At 54.7% G+C, this 479-nt stretch carries 1 protein-coding gene; it reads left to right on the top strand.

Annotation, left to right across the window (positions count from 1 at the left end; genetic code table 11):
• A partial coding sequence (locus QWZ14_RS12150) for a hypothetical protein (RefSeq protein WP_290316935.1) occupies window positions 1-479 on the top strand: 479 nt, incomplete at both ends.

Raw genomic sequence — 479 nt, 5'->3', positions numbered from 1 at the left:
GACAGTGCTTGGCGAAGATGTCGTTTTAACGCTCGACAACTTAAAGAAGCAGTACGGTGCGCTCGGTTCCTACCTTCACACGCCGACGCTCTCCCAAATTGACGATCCCGGCGCGCACAGTCCCGTCAAGCTGCGTAAGCGGATCGAGGCTTGCGTTAAATTTCTCGATGAGGTGCTAGGGTCACCCGTTTGGAATTTTACGATAGGCCAGTTTTCAGAGGAAAAATGCCTGCGCTGCGAAACAATGATCCGCAGGCGCCTGCATAAAGACGGCAAACCAATTGTCGCCATCTGCCCCAATCGCAAGTGCCATGCGGAGTATCTGGTGCAGATGGACGGCAACAAAGTGGCGTGGACCGCATACCGGCAGGAATTACCGTGTCCGACCGACGATTGTACGGCAACGATGATATTGTGGAAGGACGAGGTGAAGGAGGGCCATAAGTGGACGTGCGAAAGCTGCGGGAAGGCCTATCACC

This window comes from Paeniroseomonas aquatica, from assembly GCF_030409335.1.
In the GTDB taxonomy this organism is placed as follows: Bacteria; Pseudomonadota; Alphaproteobacteria; order Acetobacterales; family Acetobacteraceae; genus Belnapia; species Belnapia aquatica.
The sequence above is the reverse complement of the archived record's forward strand: the minus strand, read 5'-3'. Positions and strand labels throughout refer to the sequence as shown.